Origin of the sequence: Vreelandella venusta, from assembly GCF_044809155.1 — a bacterium.
GTDB lineage: Bacteria > Pseudomonadota > Gammaproteobacteria > Pseudomonadales > Halomonadaceae > Vreelandella > Vreelandella venusta_B.
The window spans coordinates 1594480-1612852 of sequence record NZ_CP085241.1 but is presented as its reverse complement, the minus strand read 5'-3'; the positions used below and the strand labels follow the sequence as shown (position 1 = coordinate 1612852).

The 18373-nt window shown below is 51.8% G+C and carries 21 protein-coding genes; 10 read left to right on the top strand and 11 right to left on the bottom strand.

Translation table 11 applies throughout. The features are described from left to right. The first annotated feature begins 112 nt into the window (after positions 1-112). Both LG301_RS07645 and LG301_RS07640 read left to right on the top strand, forming a co-directional pair. Positions 113-1771 (top strand): nitrite/sulfite reductase, encoded by a 1659-nt coding sequence (locus tag LG301_RS07645; protein WP_404474816.1) that lies wholly within the window; start codon positions 113-115, stop codon positions 1769-1771. Then, a complete protein-coding gene (locus tag LG301_RS07640; RefSeq protein WP_404474814.1) occupies positions 1758-2303 on the top strand; it encodes a DUF934 domain-containing protein in 546 nt (181 codons plus the stop codon). The genes LG301_RS07645 and LG301_RS07640 overlap by 14 nt, the downstream gene beginning before the upstream one ends. 77 nt (positions 2304-2380) lie before the next feature. Here LG301_RS07640 and smrA read toward each other — a convergent pair whose 3' ends face one another. Next, positions 2381-2971, bottom strand: coding sequence for a DNA endonuclease SmrA (smrA, locus tag LG301_RS07635; RefSeq protein WP_404474812.1), 591 nt, complete (start codon positions 2969-2971; stop codon positions 2381-2383). Between the two features lie 138 nt (positions 2972-3109). Here smrA and LG301_RS07630 point away from each other — a divergent pair, with 138 nt between their 5' ends. The 3 genes from LG301_RS07630 to LG301_RS07620 are packed head-to-tail and all read left to right on the top strand — an operon-like array spanning position 3110 to position 4627. Beyond that, positions 3110-3556: a gamma-glutamylcyclotransferase family protein gene (locus LG301_RS07630; RefSeq protein ID WP_404474810.1), complete on the top strand. Its 447-nt coding sequence runs from the start codon at positions 3110-3112 to the stop codon at positions 3554-3556. Between the two features lie 55 nt (positions 3557-3611). Continuing rightward, the gene (gene wrbA, locus LG301_RS07625) at positions 3612-4238 is read left to right on the top strand and encodes an NAD(P)H:quinone oxidoreductase (RefSeq protein ID WP_404474808.1); all 627 of its coding nucleotides are present in this window, start codon (positions 3612-3614) and stop codon (positions 4236-4238) included. After that, positions 4235-4627, top strand: a complete 393-nt coding sequence (locus tag LG301_RS07620; RefSeq protein ID WP_404474806.1) for a DUF2069 domain-containing protein — start codon at positions 4235-4237, stop codon at positions 4625-4627. Before wrbA ends, LG301_RS07620 begins: the two co-directional genes overlap by 4 nt. A 74-nt stretch (positions 4628-4701) precedes the next feature. On the opposite strand, the gene LG301_RS07615 is transcribed toward LG301_RS07620, so the two are convergent. Next, positions 4702-5388 (bottom strand): cytochrome b/b6 domain-containing protein, encoded by a 687-nt coding sequence (locus tag LG301_RS07615; protein WP_404474804.1) that lies wholly within the window; start codon positions 5386-5388, stop codon positions 4702-4704. A 164-nt stretch (positions 5389-5552) separates the two neighbouring features. On the opposite strand from LG301_RS07615, the gene pdxH reads away from it, so the two are divergent. Continuing rightward, entirely contained in the window at positions 5553-6197 is a 645-nt protein-coding gene (gene pdxH / locus LG301_RS07610) for a pyridoxamine 5'-phosphate oxidase (RefSeq protein WP_404474802.1), read from the top strand. An 85-nt stretch (positions 6198-6282) separates the two neighbouring features. On the opposite strand, the gene LG301_RS07605 is transcribed toward pdxH, so the two are convergent. Then, positions 6283-9030: a GNAT family N-acetyltransferase gene (locus tag LG301_RS07605; protein ID WP_404474800.1), complete on the bottom strand. Its 2748-nt coding sequence runs from the start codon at positions 9028-9030 to the stop codon at positions 6283-6285. 105 nt (positions 9031-9135) lie between these two features. On the opposite strand from LG301_RS07605, the gene LG301_RS07600 reads away from it, so the two are divergent. Further along, positions 9136-10077 (top strand): histone deacetylase family protein, encoded by a 942-nt coding sequence (locus LG301_RS07600; RefSeq protein ID WP_404474798.1) that lies wholly within the window; start codon positions 9136-9138, stop codon positions 10075-10077. 68 nt (positions 10078-10145) lie between these two features. Beyond that, entirely contained in the window at positions 10146-10778 is a 633-nt protein-coding gene (locus LG301_RS07595; protein ID WP_404474796.1) for a helix-turn-helix domain-containing protein, read from the top strand. A gap of 16 nt (positions 10779-10794) precedes the next feature. On the opposite strand, the gene LG301_RS07590 is transcribed toward LG301_RS07595, so the two are convergent. From LG301_RS07590 to LG301_RS07570, 5 genes are all read right to left on the bottom strand, one after another. Further along, positions 10795-11145 carry a TusE/DsrC/DsvC family sulfur relay protein gene (locus LG301_RS07590; protein WP_404474794.1) on the bottom strand — a complete coding sequence of 117 codons (351 nt, stop codon included), beginning with the start codon at positions 11143-11145 and terminating at the stop codon, positions 10795-10797. A 3-nt stretch (positions 11146-11148) separates the two neighbouring features. Beyond that, positions 11149-11436 carry a sulfurtransferase complex subunit TusB gene (tusB, locus tag LG301_RS07585; RefSeq protein WP_404474792.1) on the bottom strand — a complete coding sequence of 96 codons (288 nt, stop codon included), beginning with the start codon at positions 11434-11436 and terminating at the stop codon, positions 11149-11151. 15 nt (positions 11437-11451) lie between these two features. After that, positions 11452-11823, bottom strand: a complete 372-nt coding sequence (tusC, locus tag LG301_RS07580) for a sulfurtransferase complex subunit TusC (protein ID WP_404474790.1) — start codon at positions 11821-11823, stop codon at positions 11452-11454. Positions 11824-11829: 6 nt separating this feature from the next. Further along, the gene (gene tusD / locus LG301_RS07575) at positions 11830-12219 is read right to left on the bottom strand and encodes a sulfurtransferase complex subunit TusD (RefSeq protein WP_404474788.1); all 390 of its coding nucleotides are present in this window, start codon (positions 12217-12219) and stop codon (positions 11830-11832) included. Between the two features lie 99 nt (positions 12220-12318). Next, a complete protein-coding gene (locus LG301_RS07570) occupies positions 12319-12999 on the bottom strand; it encodes a Bax inhibitor-1/YccA family protein (RefSeq protein ID WP_404474786.1) in 681 nt (226 codons plus the stop codon). A gap of 159 nt (positions 13000-13158) precedes the next feature. Between LG301_RS07570 and LG301_RS07565 the strand changes: the two genes are divergently transcribed. After that, positions 13159-13959 carry a dienelactone hydrolase family protein gene (locus LG301_RS07565; protein WP_404474784.1) on the top strand — a complete coding sequence of 267 codons (801 nt, stop codon included), beginning with the start codon at positions 13159-13161 and terminating at the stop codon, positions 13957-13959. 80 nt (positions 13960-14039) lie between these two features. On the opposite strand, the gene LG301_RS07560 is transcribed toward LG301_RS07565, so the two are convergent. Together LG301_RS07560 and LG301_RS07555 are read right to left on the bottom strand one after the other, a co-directional pair. Then, entirely contained in the window at positions 14040-14207 is a 168-nt protein-coding gene (locus LG301_RS07560; protein ID WP_404474782.1) for a hypothetical protein, read from the bottom strand. Positions 14208-14473: 266 nt separating this feature from the next. Then, complete coding sequence (locus LG301_RS07555) at positions 14474-15304, bottom strand: 3-keto-5-aminohexanoate cleavage protein (RefSeq protein ID WP_404474780.1); 831 nt, start codon at positions 15302-15304, stop codon at positions 14474-14476. A gap of 410 nt (positions 15305-15714) precedes the next feature. Here LG301_RS07555 and LG301_RS07550 point away from each other — a divergent pair, with 410 nt between their 5' ends. Next, positions 15715-16518, top strand: coding sequence for an SDR family NAD(P)-dependent oxidoreductase (locus tag LG301_RS07550; protein WP_188638763.1), 804 nt, complete (start codon positions 15715-15717; stop codon positions 16516-16518). A 70-nt stretch (positions 16519-16588) separates the two neighbouring features. On the opposite strand, the gene LG301_RS07545 is transcribed toward LG301_RS07550, so the two are convergent. Continuing rightward, positions 16589-18352 (bottom strand): ABC transporter substrate-binding protein, encoded by a 1764-nt coding sequence (locus LG301_RS07545; RefSeq protein WP_404474778.1) that lies wholly within the window; start codon positions 18350-18352, stop codon positions 16589-16591. Positions 18353-18373 lie beyond the last annotated feature (21 nt).

Sequence of the window (18373 nt, the reverse complement as noted above, 5' to 3'; positions counted from 1 at the left end):
GATAAAAAGATAATTATATATTCTTTTGTAGAATATGACGCCCGCGTTAAGGTGACGGCACAATGCCGTCCGTTTCGACGTGACCACTTCGCTTTTAGCAGGATCGTGCCACATGTACCGTTATGATATTCACGACCAAACCTTGGTTGACGAACGCGTTGCCCAGTTTCGTGACCAAATGGAACGCTACCAGGCTGGACGTTTAGGAGAAGAAGAGTTTCGCCCATTGCGGCTGCAAAACGGCCTGTATATTCAAAAGCATGCCCCTATGCTCCGTATTGCGATTCCTTACGGCATGCTGGCGGGCGAACAGCTCCGCGCGTTAGCGGATATTACCCGCCGCTATGACCGTGGCTACGGCCACTTCACAACACGGCAAAACCTGCAGCTGAACTGGCCCGCGCTGGAAGACGTACCCGATATTTTGGGTGAACTAGCCAAGGTACAGATGCATGCGATTCAGACCAGCGGTAATTGTATCCGCAATACAACAAGCGATCAGTTTGCCGGGATCGCGGGCGACGAAGTTGAAGACCCGCGCCCCTGGTGTGAATTAATTCGCCAGTGGTCGACGTTGCATCCCGAATTCGCCTATCTGCCGCGTAAATTTAAAATTGCCGTTAGCGGTGCTGCCCAGGATCGTGCCGCGATTCAAGTGCATGATATCGGCTTGCGCTTTTGGCATAACGCAGAGGGCGAACTGCGCGTTAAAGTACTCGCTGGCGGTGGCCTTGGCCGCACGCCCATGATTGCCGACGTGGTGCGCGAGGATCTACCCTGGCAGCACCTGTTAACGTATTTAGAAGCGTGCGTTCGCGTTTACAACCAGTTCGGCCGCCGGGACAACAAGTTCAAGGCGCGTATAAAGATCTTGGTAAAAGCGCTGGGTATTGAGGAGTTCCGCCGTCGCGTTGATGAAGAGTGGGCGCATCTTAAAAATGGCCCACAAACACTCAACCAAGCAGCGGTTGATGCCGCCAAGCGCCACTTCCCTGAACCAGAGCGCCGCCCGGTCACGGATGCCGCTATTGCTCACTTTGAACAGCTGCGTAGCGAAAACCGAAGCCTGGCGCGCTTTGTTACCAACAATGTGACCGACCACAAAGTACCGGGCTATAAAGCGGTGACGCTATCGCTTAAGCGTCGCGAGCATGCTCCCGGTGATGTAACTGCGGATCAAATGGAAGCCGTCGCCGATTTGGCCGACCGTTACAGCTTTGGTGAAGTACGCGTTACTCACGAGCAGAACCTCGTACTGTCTGATGTGCCCGTGGACGAGCTCGAAGCGCTGTGGAAAGAGCTTGATGCACTAGGCATGGCCAACCCCACAGTGGGCACGTTGAACGATATTATCTGCTGCCCTGGCGGCGACTACTGTGGCCTGGCGAACGCGGTCTCCATCCCCATTGCTCAAGCACTGCAGGAGCGCTTTGAAGACCTGGATTTCCTTTACGACCTAGGCCCATTAGATCTCAACATCTCAGGCTGCATGAACGCCTGCGGGCATCACCACGTGGGTCATATCGGCATCCTGGGCGTCGACAAAAAGGGCGAAGAGTATTACCAAATCTCGATTGGTGGTAACTCAACGGACGATGCGTCGTTAGGTAAAATTCTTGGCCCCTCTTTCTTCCGCGAGGACGTGCCGGACGTTGTCGATAAAGTCCTTCAGGTCTATGTAGCTGAACGTCATGAAGACGAGCGATTCCTCGACACCTATCGCCGTATTGGCTTAAAACCCTTTAAGGAGCGTGTTTATGCCCAGCAATGACACTCAGACTGATACGGTTGAGCTAGCGCCGGTTCATGTCGACCATCTGATTGCTGATGGGGAACTGGCAGCAGAGAATGCGTGGTGTGTGTCCTATGACACAGAGACGCTCCCTGAGCAGCGCCCCGCCTTTGTGCCGTTAGCACTCTGGCAGGCGAATCAGGACGATGCCGAGTTAGCGCCGCTGCTCTCTAGCGATACCGAGTTAACCACGGCACTTGGCCAGCAGTTAAACAGCACTCGTGCCATCGCCATCGATTTTCCGGCGTTTACAGATGGGCGTGGCTACACACTGGCTCGTTTGCTTCGCGAGCGTTACGGCTATAACGGCGAAGTACGAGCGGTAGGCGATGTATTGGTCGACCAGTTGGATTATATGCGCCGCTGTGGTTTTACCGCCATGGCCCTGCGCGATGATCAACACCCCGACGATGCTATTCGTGCGTTAAACATGTTTAGCGTTCGCTATCAAACCGATGTAGAAGAGCGCCAGGCTTTGTTCGAACGCCGTCTAGCTAATAGTGAACAGTAACGATCCCCCTTAGACCTCGAAAAACAACAAGGGCAGCCTCTCCGGCTGCCCTTTTGCTAAGTCACCCATAGCGAACGTTAGCCGCGTCGTTTTTGCTGACGCTCACGGTTGTTAGCCTTCGCACGGTCACTTTTACGAAGCATGACCCAAGTGGCTCCAAGGCCGCCCTCCGAAGGCTGCGCGGAAACATACGCCTGCACCTCGTCAAACTGAGTCAGCCATTTGGCCAGATAGGAACGCAAAACATTCGCCGGGCTGTCGATGTCTCGACCTCTGCCATGCACAATCAGCACAGAACGGAGGTCGTGAGCGTAAGCTTCTTGAATAAACGGAAATAGCATTCTGCGGCACTCGGCCAAGGGCCGGCGTAACAGATGCAGCTGCGCCTGTACGCTATAGCCACCGTCCTTCAGTTTATCGACCACGCCCTGCTGAATGCCCTCGCGGCGGTACTCAATGGGATCAAAAGGGGGCAGAAGATCGACAAAATCATCGGATAAAAAATTACGTTCATCCAATTGCTCTTCAGCGCTTTCGCGACGCGCTAACTGGGCTTCTGTTGGTCGCTGACGCTGAGTGCCTGTATCCGCGCGGTTGTGCTTGGCCAGCGGCTTTACATCGCCGACCAAGGCACTGAAATCCATCTCATCACGAAGTGATTGATTCATAACAGGCTCCTCCGGTAGGGTCGAATGCTTAAAAGCATTTCAGGCGTATCCTAGCAAAACCGTGAGAATTGCTTAAGACGTGAGTTCATTAAGTAGACACGCAAGGCTTAATATAGGGTATGACAAAGAGGTAAGCGCATGGTTTGGTTGAAACGGTGCCTGCTAGGCAGCGCATTAGTAATGCTAGGTATTGCCACATGGCTATGGCTGACTATGCTAAGCCCATGGTTCTATGAACGACCTGCTCACCTGCCTGATATTGAACAGCGCACCCATCAGGTATTTGTTTACGGGACGCTACGCTATGCCCCCGTCCGCTGGGTGGTGATGTATGCATCAGGCAACCCGACGCAGGCTACTTTAGAGGGGTATGAGCGCAATAGTTTGGATTTGACGCAAAATCAAGAAGCGCATGTGGACGGCTTATTACTTGAGGTTACACCGAATCAGCTGGCGCGTTTAGACCGCTACGAACGCCTGGGCATTCGCTATGAGCGCGTAAAGCAGACGCTGACCGATGGAACAACGGCCTGGGTCTATGTACGCTTACCCTCTCCTGACTATCAAGCCGCTCTGGTACCATAGGTGAATAACGCAGCGCCTTCGATTGCTGGCTTCTCTTTCACCCTTAGGACATATTATGAGTGATTCCACACCGTTCGTTCTAATTCTTTACTATTCACGCTCTGGCGCAACAGCCGCTATGGCGCACCAGATAGCTGCAGGTGTCGAGAGCATTCCAGGCATTGAAGCAAAGTTACGCACGGTGCCGCCGGTCTCGCCTACATGTGACGCCGTTGACCCAGAGATCCCAGAGGAAGGTGCTATATACGCGGACCTAGAAGATCTGCGCCAATGCAGTGGGTTAGTGTTAGGTAGCCCAACGCGGTTTGGCAATATGGCTGCGCCACTGAAATACTTTTTAGATACGACGAGCAGCCTCTGGATGAACGGTGCATTAATTGACAAACCTGCCAGCGCCTTTACATCAACCTCTAGTTTGCATGGGGGCCAAGAGAGTACGTTACTAACCATGCTAGTGCCCTTATTACACCATGGCATGGTATATGCGGGTGTTCCTTACAGTGAAACCACGCTTATCAACACCCAAACGGGTGGTACACCCTACGGCACTAGCCACGTAGCCGGTGTCCGCAGTGACCGGCCAGTGGATGAGGACGAGCGTTTATTATGCGTTGCTCAAGGTAAGCGTCTGGCACGATTAGCTTTAGCGCTCCACCACATGCGCGGGGAGAAAACATCATGAGGCAGTGGTTAGAATCGCTTGAAAGCCGCCATGGAATCGATAACTTAACCCGTCAATCGCGGCAGCTGGTGCTTATCAGTTTTGTGATTCTCTTCATACTGGTGGTTTATCGTGGCTTTTTCATTCAAGAAGACACGTTTAATTGGCGCCCCGTGGTGGCGTTTGTATTGCCACTGGTACTATTTCTGCCGTCCATTATAGGTCAGCGCGCCCGAGGTCATGCATGGCTTGCGTTTGTCAGCCTACTCTATTTTACTCAGGGAGTAATGCTCGCGACCCTGCCGGGGCAAGGGCTTCGGGGCGTGTTAGAAGCGCTCGTATCACTTGCTCTATTTACCGGCTGCATGGCGTATGCACGCTTTCGCAGTCGACAGCTGCGTGAAGCTTAGAGGCTTGATGGCCTTGATATCGGTTATCAAGGCCATCGCTCGTTACCAATACATATCGCTAGTAAAACATATCGCTAATAAAACCAGAGCCAGCCAGCGACACTTACAGCAAAGAGCAATGCAATGACTGCTCGAAACCGCCGTTTGGGAAAGTTTGACGATGCTATGTCGTGAGGGGGATGATTAAAGCGCTTGATGCCGGTCACCATAGCAGCCACTAAGTGTTCTCCTTGCAGTTGATGGGCCACAATGGCCAACACATGCACACTTATCAATACTAGAAGCAGGTCACTGTTGAAGGCATGCAAGGTAGCAAGTTCGCCGCTGATATCGCGGCCTACTAAGCCATATAACGGCCCCTGAAAAAAAATATCATCACTAAGAAATAAACCGCTAAGCGATTGAAAAGCTAATGAAACAAGCATGAGAACCACCATCCAACCACCCAAAGGATTATGACTAGCATAGCGGGGTGCGCGGCGAGCCAGCAGCGATCTAGTATAGGCAGCTGTTGCGACGGGAGTGTATAAAAAATGACTGAAACGAGCGTAAACAGTACCGACACCCCCCCAAATAACACGAAACACCAGCAGGCCTATAATGATATAGCCTGCTTGAGCATGAACTTCGATGGGAAATAGAAATGGAGCTCCATCGGTTTTAGTGGTGTAGTAAGAAAAAGCGACAGCCGCTAGCAGCCCCCAATGAAATAACCGTATTAGCCCGTCCCATACCAACACACGCTGTGTATTATTAACCATTTACAGTCCTCTATCGTTATGCTGAGCGAGTTTCTCATTAATCCTGAGCGACGCCTAGGACAAAACATCTGATGCACCGCTATCTGATCAATACTTGAGCTTTATTAGCAGACCAGCGAACATGAAAAGCAAGGTTCAACTTTACCGCAAGGGAGCACCATTCAATGACGCGTAACATAGCTGATATTAGGCGTGATTATGAAGGCGGACGCTTAGATGAGGCGCAAACCCCCTACAACCCATTCGAGCTCTTTGACGAATGGTTCACGCTCGCGCTTGAAAACGAGGGGAAAGACGGCAACGCCATGACTCTGGCAACGGTGGATAGTCAGGGACGCCCTCATGCACGGGTTGTGCTACTCAAAGGGTTTGACGAGCGCGGCATGGTTTTCTTTACCAACTACCACAGCCATAAAGGCAGCGAATTAAGCAATGTGCCTTATGCTGCTATGACGTTTTGGTGGCCATCGCTATCGCGTCAAGTCCGAATTGAAGGGCCAGTAGAGCAGGTAACGGCCGACGAATCCGATGAGTACTTCTCAAGCCGGCCGCGGGGCAGCCAGTTAGGCGCTTGGATTGCTACCCAAAGTGTTGTAATCCCTGACCGTAACTGGATTGTAGAGCGCCAAAAGCGCTTTGAACAAGCTTACGATGGGCAAGATATTCCTCGGCCCATTCATTGGGGTGGGTATCGGGTTGCACCTGAAATGATCGAATTTTGGCAGGGACAGCCCAGCCGCTTGCATGATCGCCTAAGATTTGAACGGCGTGACGGTGGTGCGTGGAGCCGCTTCCGCTTGGCTCCCTAGCACCGTTTTAGGGGCCTGCACACCGTCAGGCCCCTCTATCAGCACTGTGTCGAGACGGGCGACGTCTACTGAAATAGAGCTGCGGTTAATCGGGCTGACTCTCTAAGCGATGCCGCTGCCACTCGCTCTCTGGTTCATTGAGACGCAACACCGCATCAACGACCTGCTCCTCCATGTTATAGCGGCACTTAAAGCCCAAATGCTTCATTAATGCCCGCATTGGGTGGTTATCGACCATGATTTTGCCAATCATTTCAAGGGTGCCAATGCTGGTGCAGTAATCGATCATTTTTTTCATTAAAAGACTACCTATACCCAGCCCCTGCAGATCATCACGAATAATCACTGAAAACTCGGTGCGAATATTATCCGGATCATTCCACACCCGAACGACACCCAGCATTTCCTTGCTTCCATCATCATGCTGATGCTCAGCAATAAAGGCCATTTGGCGATCGTAGTTGATATGCGAAAGTATCGATAAGTCGCGCTGCGTCAGGTTGGATTTATGATGAAAATAGCGAAAGCGAATACTCTCTTCCGACAGTTGACGATGGAACGTGGTAATCAGTGGCGCATCTTCCGCTCGAATAGGCCGAACCTCTACCTTCCAGCCATTTTTCAGGGTCACCCATTCGCGCAGCTCTTCTGGGTAAGGCATGATAGCAAAGCGCGCGGGGGGGCCTAAGTCCATTGCGAAATCGACCGCCAGCATTCCATCACGATTTAACAGTAGCGGGTTCAATTCCAAACCGCGCAAATCCCCCAGATCGGATGCCATCTGCGATAACTTCACCAGCAGCTGGCACAAATGTTGAATATCTCGCTCTGGGTCTGCTGAGTGCTCACGAATCAACGAAGCCGCATGGGTTCGCCCCACCATATCGGCGGCCAAGCTCATATTAAGGGGAGGTAAAGCAATTTGGCGATCGGCTAAAACATTTACCTTATAACCCCCAATACCAAACACAATCAGGGGGCCAAAAACCGGATCTCGCGTAATGCCAGCGCATATCTGCATCGAATGCTTACCGCGCTGCATTGGCTGTAAACAGTATTCACGAATGGTGTATTCGGGAAACTTTTCACGCACCTTATCGCCTAACTGCCGCACACCCTCCGCTACTTGCTCAGGTGTTGTTAAATCCTGCATTAAGCCTGCGGATATTTTATGAGGATGCTTTCGATAACGATAAGGCCGGCAGTTTCCCTCATGTATGACTTTGAGTGCTTTGGGCCCTGGGATATTGTCGGCTAATGCCAACGCCTCTTCGGGGCTTGATAAATAAACACTCGGAGCGGCGGGAATACCATAGGCTTCCAGCACCTGTGCTGTCTCAGAATGGGTAAGCGTCTGCCTTCCCTGCTCTTTCGCTTGAGTAATCAGGGCGCGGCATTCAGCGCGTATAGCGGGGCTGGTAGAAAAAGGCAGGCTGGGCGGTATTTCTTGAAGAAGCGCCTGCACTCGCTGGTAATCCACCATATGCATAAATGCTTTGACTGCTTTTTCGGGCGATGTATAAGTAGGAATACCCGCTACGTTGCACTCATGCCGAGCGTTTAAGGCTTCTTTTAAGCCCATCCAGCTCGTCAATAAATTACGTTTAAACAACTTACGGTTATCAATCAGGGCTTTTGCCGTCGCTACCGACGGGGCTAAACGCGTTGGCGCATGCACCACTAGCACGGCATCGACGTTGGCATCGTTAGCCACAATTGTTAACGCCTCAACAAAACGCGCTGGCGTCGCATTCCCGCCCAGATCCACAGGGTTTTCACCAGGCTTACTCATATCGACGTGGCTTTTATGCAGTGCAGTCTGCGTTTCTGCGGTGAACTCAGCCAGCTTTCCTCCCGCGCTAATTAGCTTATCGATCGCTAACATGGCGGGGCCTAGGCCATTGGATACCACTGCTAAACGATCGCCACGCAGTGGCTTCATGCGTGATAGCGTCTCCAAAGCATCAAGCAGCTCATCTGAGTCATCTACCCTGACCACACCCGCGCGGGCAAATGCAGCGTCGAAGACCACGTCGCGGTTGGCAATGCCTGGGGTCGGCGCCATGCCTGAGATATCCGACTGCGCCGTACGACCGCTTTTGATGGCTAGCACAAGGCGATTACGGGATGCGTCGCGCACCGAGGTCATAAAATGCTGGGCATCTGTGACGCGTTCAAGGTGGAGCAGAATTGCTTGGGCGGGTGAAAACTGATTCACGTAATCAATTAAGTCTGGCAGCAACACATCAACACTGTCGCCCACCGTGATTAAATGAGAAAAGCCCACATCACGCCCTGCTGCCCAGTCGATCATAGCGTTAGCAAGCATGCCGGACTGGCCTAAATAAGCGACTCTGCCCGCTTTTACCGGCTGGCTAGCATAAGAAGCATTAAGTTTTTTGCCAGGCACAATCAGCCCCATGCACTCAGGACCCAGGACGCGTATTCCTGACTCCCTTGCCGCTTGCAGCATTTGCTGGCGAATAGACCCCTTATTGCCTTTCTCGCGATCTAAATAAGCTCCCCCCGAAAGCACAAGCGCCGCTTTTACTCCGAACTGGCCAAGCTTTTTGATGAGGCTTGCCACCCCCTCAATGGGCGAGCAAATAACCGCCAAATCAGGCACTTCCGGCAACTCGCTTACATTTCGCACACAATCGGCGCCGAATACCTTGTGATAGCCTTTGAGGTTAACTGCCCAAATTTTGCCCTTGAAGTCAGCTTCTTGAAGGTTTCGAAGCACTAAACCGCCAAGTGACGCAGGTTTCTCAGAGGCGCCAAACACCGCTACCGTACGAGGCTCAAAAAAATGATGTAAAAAGCGTGTGCTCACGGACATGCCTCCCTGGGATGATTAACCACTGTGTACGACTTATTGTGACTGTCGCGCAAGCCCCCCTGGCGATTATGGTAACGACAATATGACTGGAGCGCTTGCATGATTACTGCCTACCTTACCCATCCTGACTGTTCATTGCACCATATGGGCCCTGAGCACCCTGAAAGCCCTTTGCGGCTGGAAGCTATCCAGGCACGTTTATCGCTTGCTGGCCTCCTTCAGCAAACTATGCAGGCCGATGCCCTGGAAGTTAGCGAAGAAGCGCTCGCCAGAGTGCATCCAGTCAGGCATTTAAAAGCGCTTGAAAAGTGTGTACCAACACAAGGCATTGTGACGCTAGATAGCGACACTATGATGAACCCTGACAGCTTAAATGCCGCCCGAGTGGCTGCCGGCGCCGTGGTTCGCGGCGTGGATCAGGTATTCAAACGCCAGGCGGATAATGTTTTTTGCGCTGTCCGCCCACCGGGTCATCACGCAGAAGCCGCCGACGCGATGGGCTTCTGTTTTTATAACAATATCGCCGTAGGCGCTGCTCATGCCAAAGCCAAATACGGCGCTAAACGCGTTGCTATCCTAGACTTTGATGTGCACCAGTGTAACGGCACGATTGATATTTTTAAGAACGACCCGAACGTACTTATTTGCACAAGCTTTCAGTACCCTTTCTACCCTTGGCGTTACTTGCGCAGCGAATGGCAAAATGTGGTTAACACCCCTTTGGAGGTAGGCACTGATAGCGTTGAATTCAGGCGTGTTATTGAGCGGCGCTGGCTACCCGCGCTGCACGCGTTTAAACCTGACCTAGTGATGCTTTCAGCAGGATTTGATGCGCATCGAGACGACCCTATGGGCGATGTTTGTCTTGGTGACGAGGATTTTTACTGGATTACCCACTTAGCCATGGAAATTGCCGCCCTCTACGCAGAGAACCGCGTGGTGTCCGTACTTGAAGGGGGCTATAACCTTAAAACGTTGGCAAGCGGCGTAGAAGCCCACATGAAAGCATTATTAGGCTTACCTTTTACGAACACCCCCTAGTGTGCCCCCTACGGCATGAACGGCTGTGCTAGTATGCGGTTTTATTGACGCTTTACTACGTGGCTTTTATGACCGCAACTTCTGAAGAGCACGCTGCCCTGCGCATCGCGTCAGGGCGAAAACCTTTTGTTGAGCCGCTCCGTTTAGGTGAGCGGTTAAAACAAATACGTCTGGCAAATCAATGGACACTGGAAGACGTGAGCCAACGCACTGGCATTGCCCGCTCCACGCTCTCCAAAATTGAAAACGATCAAATCTCACCAACGTTCAGCGTCGTCCAGAAACTCATTAACGGCCTTGGTATTGATTTACCCCAGCTTTTAACCCCTCCCAAGCGCGAACGCTATACGATGGGGCGCCGTGACCTGACTCGCAAAGGTAAAGGGCAGCTGCACCCCACCCCCACCTATGAGCATGAGCTGCTAGGCCATCAGCTTGCGCAAAAGCGCATGATTCCGTTTAAAACCATCGTTCGAGCGCGCAGTTTTGAGGAGTATCAGCAGTGGGTGCGGCACGATGGCGAAGAGTTCTTGATGGTGCTATTCGGTGACATCCTGCTTTACACAGAGTTTTATGCGCCTGTAGTACTAGCAGAAGGTGACAGCATCTATTTTGATAGCGATATGGGCCATGCCCTGGTCTCTACCAGCGAAGACGATGCTATCGTGCTTTCTGTGTGTACCCGAGGAGATTTGACGTAACGCCTTCAACGCTTAATTACAAACAGTTCGTCGGTTTGGGCAAACCCGCAATGCGGGCCAGTCGCTTGGGTGGGCTGCCAGGAAAAAGCGTCATCAGGTAGACCGAACGCCCTTTTTCATCACCTAAAGCCTGCTTCGTAGCTTTAACTAACGGGCGCATCGCGGGCGCCATTTCATAGCGAGCGTAGAAATCACGTACCAAATGAATCAGCTCCCAGTGTTCATCAGTGAGTGTGACACCCTCATCTTCTGCAAGCAGTTCAGCGATTTCGGCGTTCCATACCCCCCGTTCTACTAAATAACCCTCGGGATCAAGCTCTACTTTTTTATCTGAACAAAGATAACGGTATAAATTTTCATTACTCATTCGTCAGTACCAGGATATGATGTTTGTATTATGTTCAGTCAGCGCTACAAAGCCATCCATATCAACCACTTTGGCGCCTATTGTGGCCGCTAGAAAAAGCAATCCGCGAGACGCCGCATCCTCTTTCAATAGAAATATTTGCTCGCCAACGGCACGCCAGCCTTGCCAGTCAGAATGCAGTACTGCTTGTACGGCATCCTCGATTAACAAAACACTATCGCCTGCTGACGCGGTAGAGAGCATTTGCTGGGCTGCCTCGCTATACGGGGGCTTATTCAAAATATGTAGCATGTCACCCTGCCCGATTTAAAAGTTCAGTACATTAGAGTGGCGGTTGAGCAGCTCAGGAAGCTCATTATCAGTAATGATCGTTACCCCATCCACTAGCTTATCGGCGTTCAAATTCAGTGCCTCTAGGTCCCGTGCTGTCACCAGCAACTCATCAATATCGTACATTTCAAGCATATCGATGGTAGGTAATGTCGCTTTTTGTCCTGGTGCGCCTGTTGCCTGCTCCTTCACCAGAGCCAGCACGCCCTGTCCCATAAACAGCAAGTTGACCACTTGGCCAAAGGCCGCTGCCACTAAGGCGACATCTAGCCCTTCTCTCAGGGCATTGGAGCTAAACGGTGCATGTCGAATAATTACGAGTCGCTCGTTTTCATTACTCACTGGCATCCGCTCCTATGCAAAGGTGACTAAACGATCACAGCGCTGCTGCAACGATAACAGCTGGCCTAACCCTGTTAATTCAAAAGGCGCCGCCAAGCTGAAATGTGCTTTGCCATGCCGTTTTGCCTCAGCTTCACTCATCACGCCACGACGCAACGCTGCAGCAATGCAAACATCTAATGCAACACCGTGTTCGTGATGTAGTGCTGCCCATGCGTCATGCATGTTGAGCTCATCCTGAGGGGGCGCCATCAGCATAGAAGCGTTATGTATACCCTCTTGATAGAAAAATACCCCCGCCACTTGGTGGCCTCTGCTAATCACCGCTTTAGCAAAGCGCAGAGCGGAGTGAGGCGCTGCACTCGTGTAAGGCGCGCCCATTACTAATAAGCCGTACTCCATAACGTCATCTCGTGCCGACTCAACGAAAAAAAACAGACCCTACTGAGTAGGGTCTGCCGTTAGTGCCACTTCAGTAAGCGACTGCCTTCTTGCCACTAATCAGTCGTTGCTCATGATGCCCAAGATAGACAGCAGGCTGACGAACAGATTGTAGATGGAAACGTACAGCGTCACAGTCGCGAGGATGTAGTTGGTCTCGCCAGCACGGTGCACAATTTCGCTGGTTTGGTAAAGAATCGCTGCTGAAGCAAACAGCACGAAACCAGCGGAAACCATTAGCGAAAGCGCCGGTATATTGAAGATCAATCCAGCTACCATCGCCAAGATAAGAACAATAGCGCCCGCCATCAAGAAGTTACCCAGGAAGCTAAAGTCTTTCTTAGTGGTGAGCGCTACTGCGGAAAGACCAATGAACGTCAGGCCCGTCATGGCTAGCGCGTTCATGATGAGCGCACCACCGTTAGGTAGCGTTAGGTAGGCAGAAATGATGGGGCCAAGGGTGAACCCCATAAAGCCCGTAAACGCGAAAGTTGATAACAGACCAACTGCAGAGTTAGCGGTTTTGTGAACCAAGAACATCAGACCATAGGCGCCGATGAAGAACACAAAGATGTTCATCTGCTGGATACCCATTGCAACAGAGGCACCCGCCATGACAGCAGAAAACAGCAGCGTCATTGCCAGTAGTGCGTAGGTGTTACGCAGCACCTTGTTGGCACTGACGCTACTTACCGCACTGTGGGTTTGCGTTCTTGCCATGTTTGAATCGTTAAAGGCCATGTATCTATGCTCCCTAGTAGTCGTACTATCAACGGACAAGAATGCCGTCACCAAGTTCCAGACGCAAGTCTTTGTCTAAACGTTAAGTGGATGCTTTTATCGCACTCCTTTGGAGAAGGTTGGCTATGCTTTGATCTCTACCTTGAATTGGACAAAAAAATGCATCATAAAATCCCTGCCTCACTCCCACGCCTGGGCTTTGTTGCACTTTCTATTTCTATCCTATCCAGCTCGCTATTTTCTGTAGCTGCTTACGGCTTTACCCCCAGCGGCGAAGACGTTAGCTATGATGTAAATGGCGAAAGCTTTGAAGGTTATTTCGTCTCTGCCGGTGAGCATGCCAAAGGCAGCGTCGTCATTGTGCATGATTGGGACGGGCTGGATGACTACGAGCGCCAGCGTGCCGATATGTTCGCAGAGAAGGGTTACGATGCGTTTGCCGTCGATCTTTTTGGTGCAGGCAACCGTCCACAAGCCACTGAAGACAAACAGGCCGCCACCCGTGCGCTTTATGAAGATCGGGAGCGGATGCGAACTCTCACCCTTGCTGGTTTGGCTCAAGCTAGAACCGAAGGGGCTGATACCCGCACCATCATCATGGGCTACTGCTTTGGCGGGGCGGTCGCCTTGGAAATTGCACGCTCTGGCGAGGCAGATAACATCGCAGCATACGCTACCTTCCATGGAGGCCTAGACACACCCGAAGGCCAATCGTACGCCAGTGACACGCCACCCATTTATATTGCTCATGGCGGTGCAGACACCTCTATAAGCCTCGACGACGTAGCCGCCCTAGCCAGCACACTTGAAAAGGCAGGCGTAACTTACGAAGTAGGGATTTATTCAGGCGCACCCCATGCCTTTAGCGTGTTTGGCAGTGACCGTTACGACCAACGAGCCGACGAACGTTCATGGAAAACATTTATACGGTGGCTTGATGACACGCAGACTGAGTCATGATTTCGATGTAGCAGTGGCCTAAGTACGACCTTCAGCCACTGCCAATTATAGAAGCTAAACAACATTAGCAGCAGTTCTTTTCAGGACTGCTCGCTCTTTCCCTTAACTTCCTCATCTTTCTGCGGTGTAAGAGCTGCTGTATTCGCTTGCCGAACGTCTTGTGCGTTGTATAACCGTGCATCAAGAATATTCAGAACCGCCAATTGCGCAAATAATACTGCAAAGCACAGCACAAGCCCCTTCAACATGGCGACTTTTCCTTAGTAGGCTAATAAAAACTACGCACAGATGGATAATAGCCCAACACTTACAAAAATCAACGAACAAATGCAAAAAGCATTGTAGTGAATTTCCAGCACCTCACTGGGCATGGCAGCCCTTTTCTTCAGTGAATTTCCAGCACCTCACTGGGCATGGCAGCCCTTTTCTTCATTCCCGGAACGCCTATATCGAGCAACAGAATGGCGCTTACTTGGAAGCCATTTATCGCATCGCACCACGCGGGGAAATAGCCTCACGCCATCTGCAGCCCCAGTATGTCGCGGGCCTGCTGCCAGGTGGCGACCGGGCGCTGATATTTTTCACACAGCGCGACGGTTCTCTCGACAAGGGCGGCGTTGGAAGCGGCTAGGGTATCGCGATCTATCCGCACGTTGTCTTCAAGCCCGGTACGGGTATGGCCGCCTGCGGCAATTGACCATTCGTTAAGCCGGTATTGGTTGGCTCCTATGCCTGCGCCGCACCACTGGGCGTCGGGAGCTAGTCGCTTGAGCGTCTCAATAAAGAAGTCAAAGCTGTGTTTGTCGGCGGGCATTGAGTTTTTAACCCCCATGACGAACTGGACGTAAAGCGGCGCTTTTAACTTGCCCTGCTTTGAGAGCGCAACCGCCTGATGGATGTGCGAGAGATCAAACGCCTCAATTTCAGGCTTCACGTTGTACTTGAGCATTTCGCCCGCCAGCCACTCCACCAAATGGGGAGGGTTCTCGTAAACACGGCTGGGAAAGTTATTCGAACCCACCGATAGGCTAGCCATATCCGGTTTCAGCGGCAGCATGCCGCCGCGAGCTTCACCGGCACCGGATCGGCCACCGGTGGAAAGCTGGATAATCATGCCTGGGCAGTGTTTCTTAAGCCCTTCCATCAGGCGGCCAAACTTCTCTGGGTCGGATGACGGCGTTTGGTCGTCGTTACGCACATGGCAATGCGCAATACTGGCACCCGCTTCAAAGGCCGCCTGGGTACTTTCGATTTGTTCATTGACCGTAATGGGCACCGCAGGATTATTCTCTTTACGTGGCAGGCTTCCCGTAATGGCAACACAGATAATGCATGGCTGAGACATAAGCACCTCGATTTATTTTTATAAGAAGAAATCAAGATAGGAATAAACGTTAGATGTAATAGGGCTAACACCTAGCGTTAAGAGAGTGCGCCAGTAATTGATAAAACGTTTTTATTAGATATGCACGGCGCTATTCATTGATACTAAGAGGATTAAAACACCGCCCCTTTTGCTTTTCACAATGCAAGAGATGGAAAAAAGTCCAATCTGGTCATATTAACAACGAAGCGCTCTGTCTTTAGAGTCAAGACGGCCTGAGAATGCCTATCACAAGGTTGCACTTCTGTTATTCGCAACGCCGATTTAACAACGCACGTCCTTGTTAGCGCCGCCTACCGGCAGACTACCAGCACGTTCTGGTGTAGGTAGCAGCGCATACTGACCCACAACAAAACTTACAAGGTGACCTCATGGATAACACTCGACTCAAAGGTAAACACTGTCTCATTACTGGTGCTGCGCGTGGCATGGGGGCGGCTGTCGCTGAGCATTATGCCGCGCAAGGGGCAAAGGTCTGCGTGGCGGATCTCAATATTGAGGGGTGCGAAGAGGTCGCTCAGCGCATCAAATCAAAAGGTGGCGATGCTATTGCCATTAAGTTGAATGTGACTAACCGGGCAGAAGTGCAGGCAGCCGTTAAAGCCACAGTAGAAGCGTTTGGTAGTTTAAACGTGATGGTGAACAATGCCGGTATCAATAAGCCGTTAATGTTTCTGGATATCACTGAAGAAAATTGGCATCAAATTATGGATGTTAATGCGCTGGGTTGCTTACTCGGTATGCAGGAAGCCGCTAAACAAATGATTAGCCAGGGCAAAGAAAGCGGGCCTTATAAAATTATTAACGTGGGCTCGATTCTTTCCCGTCAGGCATTTGACGATGTGGTGCCCTACTCTTGCAGCAAGCATGCCGTGCTGGCGATGATTAACGGCGGTGCAAAAGCACTGGTTGATCATAACATTACCGTTAACGGCTATGCCCCAGGCGTAGTGCGCACCGAGCTTTGGGAACAGCTGGATAAAGACTTAGTCAGCATCGGCAAATTCGAGAAGCAGGGCCAGTCGATGGACGAGCTGGCTGAAAAAATGATTCTGATGAAGCGTTACTCTTACCCCGAAGATGTGGTCGGCACCGCGTCGTTCCTCGCCAGCCAAGAGTCTGATTACATGACTGGGCAGCTGCTGATGATCGATGGCGGCATGATCATGCAGTAAGCCTCCAGCAAAGAAGCCACCGCCCCCATACCTGCCTTTCAGGTATGGGGGTTACTCCTTTTTTACCTGCTCAATAATGGCCCTTTTCCCGCATAACGTTATCAGCGCGCTCTTGGGCGATAGAAAGGGCTTTTTTTATCGAGCGCCGCCCGTCTAGCACCTCGAAAATTTCATTACCTGCGATGCTGATTAGCTCGGTAATGCCAGGAACCGGCGGACGTGGCCACGCCTGCAAAACATCCTGCTTCGCCATATCATCGACAATCGTAATCAACGGCGACAGCGCGGACACTTCCGGGTCTTGGCTAACGCTAAAACGCGGCGTGACCAAGCTACCGTTCATGATGTAGAGCTTAGACATATTGGGCGACGTGAGGTGTTTTAACGCCGTCCATACGGCCTCCACCCGCTCTTCTGATAAGTTGGCAGGTATCGCCAACGCATACCCACCAATGGGGGTAATCGCCCTGCCGTGATTGCCCACCGGATGTGATAAATAGCCCGTATTGCCGTATGCCGGTGATCGCTTATCGAACTCAATCAAGGGGGCTAGCAGCGTGTAGCAGTAAGCCATGCACGACTCCCCCGAAGCATAGGACTGCGCCCGTTCGTACCAGGACATATTGAGAATATTCGGCGGGGAGTATTTGAGAATATCCAGCATATACTCGCAGGCTCTGTAAGCGGCATCTGATTGAAACATGGGGCGCAGCTGCTCACCGCTGGCGTTTTGAAAATCAAAGCCGCCTGCATGTAGCGGTAGATCGACAATAGGCTGCCCAAATTTAGCCATCAGAAAGCTAAACGTATGCCCCAGCGGCGTGCCACGGGCGGCGTTCCAAGCGATGCCGTATCGCCCCTTGGCAGGGTCGTGCAACTGCCGTGCAACTTTTACCAAAGCCTCGGTGGTGCTGGGGGGCGTTAACTGCGCTGCGGCCAAAATATCCTTGCGATAACAGAGCAGTTCAGGGGTGGTTTGCACCGGTATGCCGTACTGGCAGCCCGCATAACCAGCGCTTTGGATCGCCATGGGATGGAAGTCAGAAAGATCGTAGCCATCGCGCTGGATGAGCGCATCTAACGGCATCAAAACACCCTGCGCGACCAAGTCGCCAAACCAGGGCAAGTCGCAGGCGACAATGTCGTAGCGGGATTTCGCTAAACGGGCATTGTCGAGAATATCATCCAGCAAGTTATCAATGGAGCGCGCTTTATTGCGAATTTCCAGGCCGAAAATGGACTCTAGCTGCCGCTTTAAATTATGCATGGCCATAAAGGTAGGGTCCGCATGCGCCAGCACACGTAAGCCCCCTTTCAGCTCCAGCCGCGCGGAGAGCACAGCGGGTGTCGAGATCACCTGCTGAGACGCTGACGTACCTAAAAATATCTTGCTGCCAGATTCTGAGGCGGGGTCGATCCCAAACAGCGGGCCGAGTAAGCCCTTAATGCGATCTGCGTAGCTTTCCCACTCTTCTATCATCTGTGGGGAAGGATGCAGCGAGACGGTTTTTCCAGTCTTTGTGCGTGGGCGCGAAATGAGAAGGCCGCGCTGCATAATGCTTTCAATACCGCGCTTGGCGGTGCCGTAGGTTAGCCCTGAGGCATCCGCCAGCGAGGTAGGCGTGGTTAATCGGCCCGCCAGATGGTTGCGCATCACGTGCAGCAACATGCGCATCTCACGATATCCCAGCGACATCGAGAGCGTGGATTCGGTCTCGTTTTCAAACTTCTCAATGAACTCAATGAAACGCGCTAACTCGGTGTTCGATATTTTGGAAACGGGCGTTTGCGATAGCTTGTCGTAAGGCCCTTCAGGATGCGTATCGTCAAACATAGTCAGCCCACTCGCCTCTTT

Bases quoted from the DNA above. Each gene is read 5' to 3' on its own strand.
- LG301_RS07645 (WP_404474816.1), top strand. From the start codon at position 113: ATGTACCGTTATGATATTCACGACCAAACCTTGGTTGACGAACGCGTT.
- LG301_RS07640 (WP_404474814.1), top strand. From the start codon at position 1,758: ATGCCCAGCAATGACACTCAGACTGATACGGTTGAGCTAGCGCCGGTT.
- smrA (WP_404474812.1), bottom strand. From the start codon at position 2,971: ATGAATCAATCACTTCGTGATGAGATGGATTTCAGTGCCTTGGTCGGC.
- LG301_RS07630 (WP_404474810.1), top strand. From the start codon at position 3,110: ATGGTTTGGTTGAAACGGTGCCTGCTAGGCAGCGCATTAGTAATGCTA.
- wrbA (WP_404474808.1), top strand. From the start codon at position 3,612: ATGAGTGATTCCACACCGTTCGTTCTAATTCTTTACTATTCACGCTCT.
- LG301_RS07620 (WP_404474806.1), top strand. From the start codon at position 4,235: ATGAGGCAGTGGTTAGAATCGCTTGAAAGCCGCCATGGAATCGATAAC.
- LG301_RS07615 (WP_404474804.1), bottom strand. From the start codon at position 5,388: ATGGTTAATAATACACAGCGTGTGTTGGTATGGGACGGGCTAATACGG.
- pdxH (WP_404474802.1), top strand. From the start codon at position 5,553: ATGACGCGTAACATAGCTGATATTAGGCGTGATTATGAAGGCGGACGC.
- LG301_RS07600 (WP_404474798.1), top strand. From the start codon at position 9,136: ATGATTACTGCCTACCTTACCCATCCTGACTGTTCATTGCACCATATG.
- LG301_RS07595 (WP_404474796.1), top strand. From the start codon at position 10,146: ATGACCGCAACTTCTGAAGAGCACGCTGCCCTGCGCATCGCGTCAGGG.
- LG301_RS07590 (WP_404474794.1), bottom strand. From the start codon at position 11,145: ATGAGTAATGAAAATTTATACCGTTATCTTTGTTCAGATAAAAAAGTA.
- tusB (WP_404474792.1), bottom strand. From the start codon at position 11,436: ATGCTACATATTTTGAATAAGCCCCCGTATAGCGAGGCAGCCCAGCAA.
- tusC (WP_404474790.1), bottom strand. From the start codon at position 11,823: ATGCCAGTGAGTAATGAAAACGAGCGACTCGTAATTATTCGACATGCA.
- tusD (WP_404474788.1), bottom strand. From the start codon at position 12,219: ATGGAGTACGGCTTATTAGTAATGGGCGCGCCTTACACGAGTGCAGCG.
- LG301_RS07570 (WP_404474786.1), bottom strand. From the start codon at position 12,999: ATGGCCTTTAACGATTCAAACATGGCAAGAACGCAAACCCACAGTGCG.
- LG301_RS07565 (WP_404474784.1), top strand. From the start codon at position 13,159: ATGCATCATAAAATCCCTGCCTCACTCCCACGCCTGGGCTTTGTTGCA.
- LG301_RS07560 (WP_404474782.1), bottom strand. From the start codon at position 14,207: ATGTTGAAGGGGCTTGTGCTGTGCTTTGCAGTATTATTTGCGCAATTG.
- LG301_RS07555 (WP_404474780.1), bottom strand. From the start codon at position 15,304: ATGTCTCAGCCATGCATTATCTGTGTTGCCATTACGGGAAGCCTGCCA.
- LG301_RS07550 (WP_188638763.1), top strand. From the start codon at position 15,715: ATGGATAACACTCGACTCAAAGGTAAACACTGTCTCATTACTGGTGCT.
- LG301_RS07545 (WP_404474778.1), bottom strand. From the start codon at position 18,352: ATGTTTGACGATACGCATCCTGAAGGGCCTTACGACAAGCTATCGCAA.